This window comes from Nocardiopsis sp. M1B1 (assembly GCF_052466615.1).
Map to the genome: position 1 here is coordinate 2,996,210 of NZ_CP196194.1, position 12,410 is coordinate 3,008,619.

Annotated in this window: 11 protein-coding genes; 4 read left to right on the top strand and 7 right to left on the bottom strand. The window is 72.4% G+C overall.

All coding sequences use genetic code 11. From position 1 onward, the window contains the following. Window positions 1-51: 51 nt before the first annotated feature. On the top strand, window positions 52-579 hold the full coding sequence (locus ACSTA4_RS12805) for a DapH/DapD/GlmU-related protein (protein ID WP_444964163.1): 528 nt from the start codon (window positions 52-54) through the stop codon (window positions 577-579). Window positions 580-591: 12 nt separating this feature from the next. On the opposite strand, the gene ACSTA4_RS12810 is transcribed toward ACSTA4_RS12805, so the two are convergent. The 5 genes from ACSTA4_RS12810 to ACSTA4_RS12830 form a co-directional block, all read right to left on the bottom strand. Further along, window positions 592-1,764: an amidohydrolase gene (locus ACSTA4_RS12810; protein WP_444963718.1), complete on the bottom strand. Its 1,173-nt coding sequence runs from the start codon at window positions 1,762-1,764 to the stop codon at window positions 592-594. Next, window positions 1,754-2,422 (bottom strand): DUF1028 domain-containing protein, encoded by a 669-nt coding sequence (locus tag ACSTA4_RS12815; protein ID WP_444963719.1) that lies wholly within the window; start codon window positions 2,420-2,422, stop codon window positions 1,754-1,756. The genes ACSTA4_RS12810 and ACSTA4_RS12815 overlap by 11 nt, the downstream gene beginning before the upstream one ends. Further along, complete coding sequence (locus tag ACSTA4_RS12820; RefSeq protein WP_444963720.1) at window positions 2,419-2,841, bottom strand: RidA family protein; 423 nt, start codon at window positions 2,839-2,841, stop codon at window positions 2,419-2,421. The genes ACSTA4_RS12815 and ACSTA4_RS12820 overlap by 4 nt, the downstream gene beginning before the upstream one ends. 7 nt (window positions 2,842-2,848) lie before the next feature. After that, complete coding sequence (locus ACSTA4_RS12825; protein ID WP_444963721.1) at window positions 2,849-4,126, bottom strand: flavin-containing monooxygenase; 1,278 nt, start codon at window positions 4,124-4,126, stop codon at window positions 2,849-2,851. An 88-nt stretch (window positions 4,127-4,214) separates the two neighbouring features. After that, window positions 4,215-5,531 (bottom strand): MFS transporter, encoded by a 1,317-nt coding sequence (locus ACSTA4_RS12830; protein WP_094802439.1) that lies wholly within the window; start codon window positions 5,529-5,531, stop codon window positions 4,215-4,217. A 281-nt stretch (window positions 5,532-5,812) separates the two neighbouring features. Here ACSTA4_RS12830 and ACSTA4_RS12835 point away from each other — a divergent pair, with 281 nt between their 5' ends. Further along, complete coding sequence (locus ACSTA4_RS12835; RefSeq protein ID WP_444963722.1) at window positions 5,813-6,721, top strand: LysR family transcriptional regulator; 909 nt, start codon at window positions 5,813-5,815, stop codon at window positions 6,719-6,721. Window positions 6,722-6,760: 39 nt separating this feature from the next. Here the strand turns inward: ACSTA4_RS12835 and ACSTA4_RS12840 are convergent, their stop codons facing one another. Next, on the bottom strand, window positions 6,761-7,900 hold the full coding sequence (locus ACSTA4_RS12840) for a sensor histidine kinase (RefSeq protein ID WP_444963723.1): 1,140 nt from the start codon (window positions 7,898-7,900) through the stop codon (window positions 6,761-6,763). A 363-nt stretch (window positions 7,901-8,263) separates the two neighbouring features. Between ACSTA4_RS12840 and ACSTA4_RS12845 the strand changes: the two genes are divergently transcribed. Together ACSTA4_RS12845 and ACSTA4_RS12850 are read left to right on the top strand one after the other, a co-directional pair. Continuing rightward, window positions 8,264-9,532, top strand: coding sequence for a DUF418 domain-containing protein (locus ACSTA4_RS12845; protein WP_444963724.1), 1,269 nt, complete (start codon window positions 8,264-8,266; stop codon window positions 9,530-9,532). Window positions 9,533-9,750: 218 nt separating this feature from the next. After that, window positions 9,751-11,640 (top strand): S9 family peptidase, encoded by a 1,890-nt coding sequence (locus tag ACSTA4_RS12850; RefSeq protein WP_444963725.1) that lies wholly within the window; start codon window positions 9,751-9,753, stop codon window positions 11,638-11,640. Window positions 11,641-11,811: 171 nt separating this feature from the next. Here the strand turns inward: ACSTA4_RS12850 and ACSTA4_RS12855 are convergent, their stop codons facing one another. After that, a complete protein-coding gene (locus ACSTA4_RS12855; protein WP_444963726.1) occupies window positions 11,812-12,054 on the bottom strand; it encodes a PLDc N-terminal domain-containing protein in 243 nt (80 codons plus the stop codon). Between the last annotated feature and the right edge of the window lie 356 nt (window positions 12,055-12,410).

A 12,410-nucleotide genomic window follows, 5' to 3' on the forward strand; every position in this document is an offset into this window, starting at 1 on the left:
CGTTCCGCCGGGTGGTGGGATCAGCGCATGTCCACACGCACAGAGCAGGTCATGTACGTCAAAACGCCCGAGTTCGCACGTCACGCGGAGCGCATCGCGGAGGTGACCGACGCGACGTCCCGGCTGAACGTGCTGCCGTTCAGCGACAGTGAGGGCCGCGGTGAACTACTTTCGGTTGTGTTCGGCGGCCCTCTTCCGGAGTCGGTGACGATCTATCCGCCGTTCTTCACCGAGTACGGACTCAACACAACGTTCGGGGATGACGTCTTCGTCAACCAGGGGTGCACGTTCATGGACAGGGGCGGCATCCGCATCGGCAGCCGCGTCATGATCGCGCCGAGGGTCAGCCTCATCACCGGAGGGCACCCCCTGCCCCTCGCCGAGCGCCGCGAGTACCTCTCCTTCGCCCCCATCGTCATCGAGGACGACGTCTGGATCGGAGCGGCCGCCGTGGTCACGCAGGGGGTGACCGTCGGCGCCGGGGCCGTGGTCGCCGCGGGCGCGGTGGTCACCCGCGACGTCCCCGCCCGCACCCTGGTCGGGGGAGTCCCCGCCCGCGTGATCACGGCGATCGACTGAGCCCGCCCCGGGTCAGCCGGCCCGGGGCGGGCCTGACTCCGGCGCCGGGGCGGCGAAGTACTCGTGCGCCGTGCGGGCGAGCAGCGTGGCGCCGTCGGCGATGACCCCGTTGGCGGCCTCCCCCACGCAGACGGCGGCGAACTCGGGCTGGTGGTTGCTGACCGGGAAGCAGCCCAGGCCGATGTAGGGGTGGATGGCCGGAACGTGCTGGGAGACGTTGCCCATGTCGGTCGAGGCGCGGTTCATCGTCTGGTGTTCGGGGGGCGCGTCGAAGCGCCGCCCGAGCGCCAGGGCGTGGCGGGTGTAGATCTCCAGGGCGCGCTCGTCGGTACGGAACTCCGAGTAGGGCTGGGACTCCGGGGTGAACTCCAGGGCGGTGTCCGTCGCCAGCGCTCCGGCCCGGAAGCACTGCTCCACCCGGCGGCGCAGCGGCTCCAGCTCGGCCAGGCTCCCGGCCCGGGTGTACCAGCGGCCCTCGGTCACCGCGGGGATGGCGTTGGGCGCCTGCCCGCCCACCGTCTGGATGCCGTGGACGCGGGTGCCCGGCGGGAGCTGCTGGCGCAGCAGGCCGAGGGCCACCTGGGCGACCACGAAGGCGTCGTTGGCGTTGCGGCCCTCGTGCGGGTAGGCGGCGGCGTGGGCCGACCGGCCGGTGAAGCGGACGTGGTCGTGGGCGACGGCGTAGGGCTCGGCCCGCGGGGCGTCCACCGGCCCGGGGTGGGCCATCAGCGCCAGGTCCAGGTCCCGGAAGGCCCCCGCGTCCAGCAGTTCGATCTTGCCGCCGCCGCCCTCCTCGGCCGGGGCGGCGATCACGTCGATACGCAGGTCGAGCCGGTCCGCCCAGGGGCGCAGCGCGATCGCCGCGCCCGCCGACATCGCGGCGATCAGGTTGTGCCCGCAGGCGTGGCCCAGGCCGGGCAGCGCGTCGTACTCCACGACGAAGCCGACCCGGCGCCGACCGGACCCGTAGGTGGCGTGCAGCGCGGTGGGAAAGCCGAGGTAGGCGTTCTCGACGGTGAAACCGAACCGCTCCAGCAGCTCCGCCGTCCACCGCGCCGCGCGGTGCTCCTCCCAGGCGGTCTCGGGGTGGGCGTGCAGCGTCTCGGAGTAGGAGACCAGGTCCGGCAGGTGCTCCGCGGCGCTCGGCAGTGCGCCGTGTTCAGGCGCGCCGGGTTCAGCGGTCATCGCCCGGCACCCCGTATCCCGGTGAGGCGGCCGGTTCCAGGCCGCGCCGGACGTAGTCGTCGCGCTGGGGGAGCCAGACCCCGAGCAGTTCCCCCAGCTCCTCGATCGGGTCCTCCCGCCAGTCCACGCGCAGGTCCGTGTCGCGCCAGCCGTGCGCGGACACGGTGGACAGCCCCGCGGAGTAGACCGGTCCGGCCTCGCCTCCGGCGGCCAGGCCCGCGGCCAGGGCGGTGAGCAGGCGTTCCTCCAGCTCCCCCCGGGCCGAGGCGAAGGCCTCGCACATGGCCGCGGGGACGCCGGGGTCCGCGAGCATGTTCCCGGCGGCGGCGCAGTGGGGGCCGGTGGCCTCACCGTGGACGCCGAGGGTGAGGCCGCCGCTGAACGTGGCCGCGTCGCCCGAGGCGTCCACCACGGTGAGCTGCCGGTAGGCGGTGTCCGGTGCGGTGCCGGTCACGGCGTCGAGCGCGGCCCGGGGGCTCGCGCCCGCGGCGAGCCGGTCCAGCAGCGCCGTTCCCAGCCGCGGGTCGGTGATGTTCTGTGAGGCGACCGCGCCGACGCGGTCGCGCAGGTGGACGACCCGCGCGGCGACGGCGGGGGAGGACGAGGACGCGGCGATGCCGAACCTGCCGTCCTGGTGGGCCGCGATGGAGAAGGTCACTTGTCGCCTCCCGAGATCACGGCGGTCGCGTCGATCTCCACGAGCCATTCGGGCCGGGCCAGGGCCTGGACGACGATGCCCGTGGAGACCGGGTGGACCCCCTTCAGCCAGCGCCCCATCTCGCGGTAGACCTCCTCGCGGTAGCGCGGGTCGGTGAGGTAGACGGTCACCTTCACGATGTCTTCCAGACCGCTGCCCGCCTCCCTGAGCAGGAGGTCGATGTTGGCCATGGCCTTCTCGGCCTGCGCGCGGACGTCGCCGACGCCCACGGACTCGCGGGTGTCCAGGTCCTGGCCGATCTGGCCGCGCAGGTACACGACCCCTCCGGCCACCACCGCCTGGCACAGGTCGTTGTCGAGGTTCTGCTCGGGGTAGGTGTCCCTGGTGTTGAACTTGCGGATGCGCGTGTGCGTGGTCAAGGTGTGATCACCCCTGGGTGTGGGACGGGTGCGGGTGCGCGTCGTGGTGTTCCATGTAGCCGCGCTGGATGCAGATCTGGTCGGCCACGTACTTGGCGTCGTGCCAGGCCCCCCAGATGAAGCTCGAACCGCGGCGCGACTGCCACGGCAACCCCATGAAGTAGACGCCGGGCTCGGAGGAGACCCCGCGCTGGTGCCGGGGCCTGCCGTTCTCGTCGAACGCGTCCACTTCCAGCCAGCCGTAGTCGGCGGTGAAGCCGGTCGCCCACAGGACGGTCCGGACCCCGGCGGCGGCGAGGTCGAGTTCGAGGAGGGGGTCGGTCACCGACTCCGGGTAGGCGCCCAGGGCGCGGGCCCCGGGCTCCTCGGGCAGGTCGAGGCCGTTGCGCTTGACGTAGGCGTCGGCCTCGTCCAGCAGCGACAGGTAGTTGGCGTCGCCGCGGGCGATGTTGTCCCGCAGGTCGGGCGCGAAGCGGACGGTTCCGGCGTCGAAGGACTCCGTGCGGCCGACCAGTGTGACGCCGCGCCCGGCCAGGTCCCGGAAGTCCACGGTGTGGCCGCCGTGCGCGCCGCTGACCGCGATCGTGACGTGCTCGGCGCCCTGCGCGGGGGCCGAGGCCTCCCACTTGCCGAGGACCCCCAGCCACCAGACGAAGTCGTGGTCCCGGTACCTGCGGGGCGGGCGGTCGTGCGGACCGACGGACAGGTACACCCGTCGGCCGCTGGCGCGCAGTTCGTCGGCGATCTGGACCCCCGAGGAGCCCGACCCGACCACGAGCACGCCGCCCTCGGGCAGCTGCGCGGGGTTGCGGTAGGCACTGGAGTGGAGCTGGACCGGGTCCGCGTCCTCGGGGATGACCGGGGGGACGACCGGCCGCTGGAACGGGCCGGTGGCGGCCACGACGTAGCGGGCGTCGAAGTCCCCGTCCGAGGTCCGGACCCGGAACCCCCGGCGTCCGGTGTTACGGCGCACCGAGGTCACCTCGACCCCGCACCGGATCGGCGCGCCGATCTTCTCGGCGTAGGTCGCCAGGTAGTCCGCGACGCCGTCCTTGGAGGCGAAGTCCTCGGGGTCCAGGCCGGTGAACTCCAGGCCGGGGAACCGGTCGTGCCAGACGGGCCCGTTCGTGACCAGCGAGTCCCACCGCTCCGAGCGCCAGCGCTCGGCGACGCGGCTCCTCTCCAGGACGACGTGGGGCACCCTGCGGTCGCTGAGGTGCTCGCTCATCGCGATCCCGGCCTGCCCCCCTCCGACGACGACGACCTCGATCTCTTCCAGTGACATGCACAGCCTCCAGGCTCTGGTCAACGCGTGTGTTCAGGGCGGGTGTGTCCCGCGTGCCCTCCCCGACCGGCCGGGGAGGGGGGAGGGTTCAGCGCGGGGCCCGGTCGCTCTCGTGCAGCAGGTCGGAGCCGCTGGTCTCGGGCATGGTGCGCAGCGTGACCGCGCCGATGACGCCGATCACGACCATGGTGAAGGCGGGGACCATGCTGCTGCCGGTGAGGGAGATCAGCCAGGTCATCAGGTACGGCAGGGTTCCCGCGAAGAACGCCCCGGCGACGCTGTAGGCCATCGACAGCCCGCTCTGCCGGGTCCGGGTCGGGAACAGCTCCGCCACCGCGGACGCGTGGGTGCCCAGGATGACCGCCAGGATCGCGGCGAGGCCGAAGGTCGCGGCGAACGCCGCCCACGAGGTCTGCACCTGCATCAGCCAGAACAGCGGCACGGAGGCCGCGATCAGCAGCGCGGCGGCGGTGTAGAGCACCGGCTTGCGGCCCACGCGGTCCGAGATCCTGCCCGAGAGCGGGATGATCCCCATGGCGACGACCGAGGCCACCGCGGAGAGCAGGGCCGCCCGGTCGGCGGGCACCCCCACGATCTCCTCCTGGTAGGTGATCAGGTACACCAGGACGATGTAGAAGGTGGAGTTCATGAAGGTCTCGATGCCGACCGTCTGGAGGAACTGCCTGCCGTTGGAGCGGAACACCTCGACGACCGGCTGGCTCGGGACGTTGTTCATGTCCTCCAGCGCGCGGTACTCGGGCGTGTCCTCGATGCGCAGGCGGATGTAGAGGCCCACCGCGGCCATGGGCACCGTCAGCAGGAAGGGGATCCGCCACGCCCAGTCGAGGACGACCTCGGCCGGGAAGGACGCGTGCAGGGCCCACACGGCGAACGACGCGCACAGGAACCCGCCGACCGAGCCGAACTCGATCCAGGAGCACCCGAACCCGCGGCGCTTGGGCGGCGAGAACTCCGCGAGGAAGGCCGCGGCCGAGCCGAACTCCCCGCCCGCGGCGAGCCCCTGGACGATGCGGGCGACCACCAGCAGGATCGGCGCGAGGATGCCGACGGACTCGTAGCTGGGCAGCAGCCCGAGCATGAGCGTGCCCGCCGCCATCGAGATGATGACGATCGACAGCGTGGTCTTGCGCCCGAAGCGGTCGCCGAGGTGGCCGAAGAGCACCGAGCCGAGCGGTCGCACGAAGAACGCCACGGCGAAGACCGCGAAGACCGACAGCAGGGCGGTGGTGCCGTCCTGCTCGGGGAAGAACACCTGCGCCATGGTGGTGGCCAGATAGGCGTAGACGGCCCAGTCGAACCAGTGGACGAACACGCCCACCGCCCCGGCGAACACACCCCGCCGCAGGTCCTTCTCGTCGACTTGCTCCGCGACCTCGCTCGTCATCTCTTCTCCTGGGGTCTCGTCCTGGCGCGCACCGGGGTCGGTGAGGCCGCGGCGGCCTCCCCGGTCGGGGCGTCCCTGTGCATGGTCAGGAGGCCGCTCGTTCGCGGGAGTGTGGTCTCGAACGCCTGGCGGGAGCGGGGTGGGGCCCACGGCGCCGTCGGCAATCGACCTGCCTGTGTCATGGGTCACCACTATCCAGGCGGGGACTAGGATCTGTAAAACACATAGTTCCGAAGATCTCCTTCGGAAAAAGCGATAGCTCCGAAGGGAGGGCCGGACCGATGGGCGACGTGAGCCTGCGGCAGTTGGAGTACCTGAGGGCCATAGCCAGGCTCGGATCGGTGACGGCGGCGGCGCGGGAGCTGTTCGTCTCGCAGTCGACGGTCTCGACGGCGTTGTCCGACCTGGAGGCCGCGCTGGGGGTCACCCTCTTCGTCCGCTCCCCGAAGGGGATGCGCCCCACCGCGTCCGGGCAGCGCGCCCTGGCCGTGGCCGACGACGTGCGGGCCAGCCTCGAACAGCTCCGGGAGACCGCCAGCCGGGAGAGGGAGGAGGTCGAGGGGGACCTCACCATCGGCTGCTACGCGACCATCGCGCCGATCCTGCTGCCGAGGGTCATCGCGGAGTTCTCGCGCCGGTATCCGCAGGTGCGGCTCTCGTTCGTCGAGGCCTCCCACGGGGCCCTCGTGGACGACCTGCTCAACTCCCGCATCGACCTGGCGATCACCTACCACTACGAGCTGGCGGGCGTGCGCCCGGCGGTCGGCGTGACCTCGCAGTGGCTGCGGTCCGACCCCCCCTACGCACTCACCCCGGTGGACGGGCCCCTGAACGCGAAGGGGGAACTGACCCTGGCGGACCTGGCGGTCGAGCCGCTGATCCTCTTCGACCTGCCGCCCGGCGGCGACTACTTCCTCGGCCTGTTCGACAGGGCGGGGCTGACGCCCAACGTGCGCTTTCGCACCACGAGCTTCGAGATGGTGCGCGCCCTGGTGGCCCGCGGCCTGGGCAACGCCCTGCTCACCCAGCGCACCGTGCTGGAGCGCAGCTACGAGGATCTGCCCTACACGACCAGGGAGCTCGACATCCGGTCCGAGGGGCTCGGGATCGAGGTCATGCGGCTGGCGGGGCGCAAGCCGGTGCGGCGGATGGAGGCCTTCGTCGAGGTCTGCAGGGAGGTCGTGGTCTGACCCGCCGGGGCCGCACCGCGCTGACATGGGGCGCGGCGCTCACCCCCGCGCGGTGTTCTCCGGACTCGGCGCGGGGGCCAGGTGCGGGAACTCCGCGGCGGTCGTGAACCGGCCCCCGTCGTGTCGGACCGTCAGTTCGCCGCCGCTGTCGGCCACCCGTTCGCGCAGGGTGGCCAGCCCCCGCAGGCGCGCGGGCGGCTCCTCGGCGGCGCCGTCGTTGACGATGGTGATGCCGGTCTCGGTCAGGGTGATGCGCACCTGCGCGGCCTGGGCGTGGCGCAGGATGTTGGTGGTGGTCTCGCGCAGCACCTGGCCCAGCAGCTCGCCCGCGCCCGGGGCCACCTCGGCCTCGCGGTCCACGCGCACGTCGATCTCGGCGGCCTCGAAGAGGTTCTTGGCGTTCTCCAGCTCCGCGGACAGGTTCAGGCGCCGTTGGGCGTGGGCCAGCTCCCGGGTCTGGGTGATGGTGTCGCCCACCAGGGACTGGATCTCGCCCAGTTCCTCCTCGGCGCGGTCGGGGTCGGCGCGCACCAGTCTGCGGGCCAGCGCGGTCTTGAGCTTGACCACGTGCAGGGTGTGGCCCTGGATGTCGTGCAGGTCGCTGGCGAAGCGCATGCGCTCCTGTGCCACGGCCAGTTCGGCCTCGCGCTCACGCGCCGCCGCCAACTCCGCGATGAGGCCGTGCATCGCGTGGACGAGGATCGTGAGGACGACCCCGCCCAGGGCGACGCCCGCCGAGGCGACCACGTACTGCAGCAGGAAGTCGACCACGCCCTCGCGCGACACCACCAGTTTCGCCGTGAGCCCGGCGACGGCGAAGACGGTGATCCCCGCCATCGCCGCCCGCTGGTGGCGCGGCAGGTCGAGGATGAGGATGGTGGCCACGATGGCGAACCCGTAGGCGGGCATGGACACGTCCACCAGGAGCATGCCGAGCAGCCACAGGAGCGCAGTGACGGCCAAGCCCGCGAGCGTGGCCCGGGAGAGGCGGCCCACGTGCCACCGGCCGACGACCAGCAGGGTCACGGCCAGGCTCACGGCCATGAGGATCGCGTCCTGCCACGAGCTGGCGTTCACCGCCACCAGCAGCGCCCCGACGGCGGAGACCGCGCCGGTGATGAGGTCCACGTGGAGCTTGCGCAGCCGTCCCTGCGTCTCCTCGGTCTTCTCGGACGCCATGCGTGTCCCTTCCAGGTTCGTGTCCACCGCGCACGGTCCTCCGCCCCGGCCCCTCCGCCGCCGGAGCGGCGCCGCACGGGCCGCGGGGTCCGGGCCGAGCGCGGGTGTGCCGCCCTCCTCAGAAGCGGGAGAGCCGCGTCCGCGTGAGGGCGCTCCGCACGAGCGGGCGCCGGGTGCGCCCCCAGTATTCTCCCGGCTCCGCCGCGTGCACCAGTGACGCCGCGTCATGACCTGGACCCGACAAACGTCACGGCCGGGTGGTGACGTGGTCCCACTGCCGCCGGAGCGCGGCGACGGCTGCAATGGACACCAGTCCCCCGAACGCAGACCGATCGCCGCGAAGACCCTCTGGAGCCCGTCACCATGACGACCGACCGCGCCGAAGGCCCGCCCTCCGTCCCCGGAGGCGAAGACCCGCCCGCAGCCGCCGCCGACACCCGGGCCCCGGCGGGTTCGACGCCGGTGGCCGAACGGGCCCTGGCCCCCGACCTGGCCCGCGGCATGATGCTGCTGCTGATCGCGCTGGCCCACGTGCCGTGGTTCCTGTACCAGGCGCCCACCGGCCTGGCCATGCTGCACCCCGTCGACGGCGACCTGGCGGACAGGATCGCGCAGTTCATGACGATCGTCGTCGTGGACGCCCGCACGCACACGATGTTCGGCTTCCTCTTCGCCTACGGCATCGGGCAGATGTACCGCCGGCAGAGGGCGCGCGGCACCAGCGAGAAGGAGGCCCGCGGGCTCCTGCGCAGGCGCCACCTGTGGATGCTCGTCTTCGGCGCGGTGCACGCCGCCCTGCTGTGGCAGGGCGACATCCTGGGCACCTACGGCCTGATCGGGCTCATCATGGTGCCGCTGTTCCTCAACCGCAGCGACCGCACCCTCAAGATCTGGCTGTCCGTCCTGCTGGCCCTGGGCGCCCTGGTCACCCTCGTCTCGGTGGCCGCGGTCCTGCTGGCGCCGGACGCGGCGTCCACGGCCGCGGCGACCGACATGCAAAGGGCCAGCATCGCCGAGACGGGCTACCTGCTCTCCGCCGTGTTCCGCCTCCCGGCCTGGTTCTTCGGGCTCTTCTCCGGCCTGTTCACCCTGGCTCTGCCAACGGTGTTCCTGATCGGCCTGCTCGCGGCGCGGCACCGGTTCCTGGAGGACCCGGCGCGACACCTGGGGCTGCTGCGCCGGGTCGCGGTCCTGGGCATCGGCGCGGGGTGGGCCGCCGGAGCGGTGCTGGGCCTGCAGCACGTGGGCGTCCTGGACGCCACCTACATCTCGGCGGTCTCCTCGGTGCACTTCTACACCGGGATCTTCACCGGGGTGGGCTACGCGGCGCTCTTCGGGCTCCTGGCGCACCGGCTCTCCGCCCGGGGGGCGCAGCGGTCCCTGCCGGTCCGGGCGCTGGTGTCCCTGGGGCGGCGCTCCCTGAGCGGCTACCTCGCCCAGTCGGTGGCCTTCGCCCCGTTCCTGGCCGCCTGGGGACTGGGCCTGGGCGTGTACCTGTCCAGCTGGTCGGCGGTGCTGGTGGCCGTGGGCACCTGGCTGCTGACCGTCGCGGCGGCGTTCTGGCTCGACCGCGCGGGCAGGCGCGGACCGGCGGAGGTCCTGCTGCGGAGGCTGACCTACCGAAGGTCGTGACGCGGGGCCGTGGCGCGCCCCCGCGACGGGGCGCCACCACCCCGGCGTGACGTTATCCCCCCTTCCGGCTCATGACGCGGTGTCACCGGTGGCGCCCCGGAGCCGGGAGAACACCGAAAGACGGATACCAACCGACGCCGCGGAGCCGCGGACGGGCGCGAGGGCACGGCCCCTCAGATCCGCGGCTCCCGTCACCGAACACCAACGAAAGGAACGACATGGCACTGCCCGCGAGGATCTCGGTCGAGGACTTCTTCGGTGCGCCGGAGCGCGCCGGTGCGACGATCTCGCCGGACGGCACCCGCATCGCCTACCTGGCGCCGTGGAAGGACCGGCTCAACGTCTGGGTCCAGGACCTCGACCCGGCCGGAGGCTTCGACGGCGAACCGCGCTGCGTGACGGCCGACGAGACCCGCAGCGTGCAGAGCTACCAGTGGACGGACGATCCGCGCTGGCTGCTCTACCTCCAGGACAGCGGCGGGGACGAGAACTGGCACCTGTTCCGGGTCGACCTGGACGCCGCCGAGCCCACGGCGGTGGACCTGACCCCCTTCCCCGGCGCCCGGGTGGTGGACTTCGAGCCCTCCCGGGGGCGGCCGGGGAGGATGACCGTCTCGCTCAACGCCCGCGACGCCGCCGAGTTCGACCTGCACGAGCTGGACGTGGCCACCGGCGAGCTCACCATGCTGGCCCAGAGCTCCGGTGCCGGGGAGGCCTGGTTCCAGGGCCGTGAGGGCGAGCTGTTCAGCATCTCCCTCACCGCCGAAGGCGACTTCGAGGTCTCCCGCCGCGACCCCGAGACGGGCGACCTGCACCCCGTTCTGGTCCACGAGGGCGCCGACTATCCGGTGGGCGTCTTCCCGACGCAGGTCACGCCGGACGGGACCGGGATGTGGATCGGCTCCAGCCGGGGCACCGACCGCACCCGCCTGGTGCGCGTGGACCTGAGCACGGGGGAGGAGACCGAGGTGGACAGCCACCCCTCCTTCGACATCGACCTGCGCTCGCAGGTCTTCCCCACCTTTCCCCCGCCGCTGATCCGGGACCGGCGGGGTGAGCTGCTGGGGGTGCGCTACACGGGCGGGCGTCAGGTCGTCCACGCCCTGGACCCGCACTTCGCCGAGGTACTGGCCGAGCTGGAGAAGCTGTCCGAGGGCGACCTGTCCGCGGTGTCCTGTGACGACAGCGGGCGGCGGTGGGTCGTGGGCTTCACCCACGACCGCGACCCGGGCGTGACCTGGTTCTACGACCACTCCACTGGCGAGTCCCGGTTGCTGTTCCGCCCCCACCCGCACCTGGACCCCGAGGCGATGGCGCCGATGACGCCGGTCACCATCACCGCCCGGGACGGGCTGGAAATGCCCTCCTACCTGACCCTGCCGGTGGGCGTGGAGCCCGAGAACCTGCCGATGGTGCTGATGGTGCACGGCGGCCCCTGGGCCCGCGACAACTGGGGGTTCAACGGTTCCGCGCAGCTGTGGGCCAACCGGGGCTACGCGGTGCTCCAGGTCAACTTCCGCGGCTCCTCCGGGTTCGGCAAGGCCCACATGAAGGCGGCGATCGGCGAGTTCGCCGGGAAGATGCACGACGACCTCATCGACGCCGTGGACTGGGCCGCCGCCCAGGGTTACGCCGACCCGGAGCGGGTCGCGATCCTGGGCGGCTCCTACGGCGGCTACGCGGCTCTCGTGGGGGCGGCCTTCACGCCCGACCGCTTCGCCGCCGCCGTCGACGTCGTCGGCATCTCCGACCTGGCCAACTTCATGCGGACCCAGCCCGCGTTCGTGCGGCCGTCGCTGGTCAACAACTGGTACCGCTACGTGGGCGACCCGGCCGTCCCCGAGCAGGAGGCCGACATGCTCGCCCGTTCGCCGATCAGCCGGGTGGACCGGATCACCGCGCCGCTGATGGTGGTGCAGGGGGCCAACGACGCCCGGGTCGTCAAGGCCGAGTCCGACAACATCGTCGCTTCGGTGCGCGAGCGCGGCGTGGACGTGGAGTACCTGGTCTTCGACGACGAGGGACACGCCATCGTCAACACGGAGAACCTGATCACCATGTTCGGCGCCATCGACCGCTTCCTCTCACGCCACCTCGGCGGACGGTGAACCCGTGACCGGTCGCGGCCGGGCCTTCGGAGCCGGGGCCGGGGACCGGGGCAGGAGTAAAGCCTCGTCCCGGGTCCGGGCCCGGGCCCGGGTGTGGGCCGGGTCCGCGGTCGGTCGGGAGCACGCGGGGGCGCCTTCGCCTCCCGTTTCCCGGGAGGCCGGGAACCCCGGTCAGTAGGGGACGCGGTTGCGTCCGACGAGGAACCACAGGATGGCCCCGATCAGGGGCGCGACGCAGACGAAGATGAGCCAGACGACCTTCATCGCCCCGTCCACCCGCGACGTGAGGATGCTGAACACGGCCGCGATGATCAGCACGACCGCCACCAGGGACACCAACGCGATCCCGACCAGCAGCAGGATCGGGAGCACGGTGTGGACGAGGTTCGGGTCGTTCAGCGCCAGGAGCGGCATGTCGTTCCCTTTCGAGGTCCGGGGTCGGGCGTGGTGTCCCCGCCCGGCCGCGGCGGGACCGCGGGCGGAAGGGCTCCCGGCGGTCCGTCGGTGCGGGCCGACCGGGCGCCCCTGCGGGGACGAACACCACGCTAGGTGCGTGGCCTGCGGGGGCGCATCCGTCTGGAGAACCCACCGTGCCGTCTCCTAAGGCGGCACGCCCCGGGGGAGGGGCCTCGCTTTGGTCGGTGCGCCGACCGACTTTCGTCGGTGCCTCCCGCTCCCGGGACACGCTCCGGCCACGGGACACGGTGCCGATGCCCTCCACGGCCGGTGTGACCGTGCCGTCTGGGGAACGGTTCCGGGCCCTGGTGTTC

Coding starts and splice junctions, on each gene's coding strand:
- ACSTA4_RS12810 (WP_444963718.1), bottom strand. CDS start 1,764: ATGACCGCTGAACCCGGCGCGCCTGAACACGGCGCACTGCCGAGCGCC.
- ACSTA4_RS12830 (WP_094802439.1), bottom strand. CDS start 5,531: ATGACGAGCGAGGTCGCGGAGCAAGTCGACGAGAAGGACCTGCGGCGG.
- ACSTA4_RS12805 (WP_444964163.1), top strand. CDS start 52: ATGTACGTCAAAACGCCCGAGTTCGCACGTCACGCGGAGCGCATCGCG.
- ACSTA4_RS12845 (WP_444963724.1), top strand. CDS start 8,264: ATGACGACCGACCGCGCCGAAGGCCCGCCCTCCGTCCCCGGAGGCGAA.
- ACSTA4_RS12850 (WP_444963725.1), top strand. CDS start 9,751: ATGGCACTGCCCGCGAGGATCTCGGTCGAGGACTTCTTCGGTGCGCCG.
- ACSTA4_RS12835 (WP_444963722.1), top strand. CDS start 5,813: ATGGGCGACGTGAGCCTGCGGCAGTTGGAGTACCTGAGGGCCATAGCC.
- ACSTA4_RS12825 (WP_444963721.1), bottom strand. CDS start 4,126: ATGTCACTGGAAGAGATCGAGGTCGTCGTCGTCGGAGGGGGGCAGGCC.
- ACSTA4_RS12840 (WP_444963723.1), bottom strand. CDS start 7,900: ATGGCGTCCGAGAAGACCGAGGAGACGCAGGGACGGCTGCGCAAGCTC.
- ACSTA4_RS12855 (WP_444963726.1), bottom strand. CDS start 12,054: ATGCCGCTCCTGGCGCTGAACGACCCGAACCTCGTCCACACCGTGCTC.